This is a genomic window from Synechococcus sp. H55.11, assembly GCF_047462475.1.
Classification (GTDB): Bacteria; Cyanobacteriota; Cyanobacteriia; order Thermostichales; family Thermostichaceae; genus Thermostichus.
The window spans coordinates 1-939 of sequence record NZ_JANSJI010000242.1 but is presented as its reverse complement, the minus strand read 5'-3'; the positions used below and the strand labels follow the sequence as shown (position 1 = coordinate 939).

Annotated in this window: 1 protein-coding gene; it reads left to right on the top strand. The window is 59.9% G+C overall.

Translation table 11 applies throughout. From position 1 onward, the window contains the following. Positions 1-842 (top strand): hypothetical protein (locus tag NW853_RS09725; protein WP_414348910.1); only part of this gene is annotated, 842 nt, incomplete at its 5' end. Positions 843-939 lie beyond the last annotated feature (97 nt).

The window sequence follows — 939 nt, the reverse complement described above, 5'->3', positions numbered from 1 at the left end:
CACCCACGCCAACACCGGCTCCGACTGCCCCGACTTTTGCCAAGGCATTTAGCCCCACCTCAGTGGCCGCCGGCCCCACTGCCAAAACAACCCTGACCTACACAATTACCAACACAGCCGCCTTGCCCCTGACCGGCCTCTCTTTCTCCGATCCGCTACCTGCCGGCTTAATTGTCGCCACTCCCAATAACTTGAATAATGGCTGTGGTGGGACGGTGGCCGCTCCGCCAGGGGCAAATTCCATCTTGCTGGTCAACGGCTCGTTGGCAGCTAACGCCAGTTGCACCATCAGCCTGGATCTTCAAGTTACGGCCACCACAGCGGGATCCTTGACCAGCCCAGCAGTAGTCCTCAGCAGCAACCAGGCGCCCAATGCTACCGCTGCTGCTATCAACCTGGCGGTAACGGTGCCAGCTCCCACCTTTACCATGGCCTTTTCTCCTAACCCGCTTGGCCCACTTGGCCCGGCCCCTGTTACCGGCACTGGAACGCTCACCTTTACCATCACCAACAACGCCGCTATACCCTTGACCGGTGTGAGCTTTAGCCACACCTTGCCGGGAGCGCCGTCTTTGACAGTAGGGCCTGGCGTACCTCCTCCCTTACCTGCTACCTGCGGTGCTGGAGCTAATCTCGCAGCTAACGTGGGTGGGAACACCATTCAATTCACCGGAGGGTCAGTGGCTGTAGGCGGAACCTGCACAGTCACTATCCCCGTGCAGACGGCTCCCTTGCCAGCACCCGGCACCTACTCTTACCCCAACTCCCCTGTCACGTTGAACAGCACGCAGGCGGCTCCTGTTCAGGCCGGGCCTGTTACTTGGACAGTGGTGGTGAACTAGTCCTTCAAAAGCAGCTCGGCAATTTGAATGGCGTTGAGGGCTGCTCCTTTGCGGATCTGATCCCCGCACAGCCACAGCTCTAGGGCTTTGGGCTCGG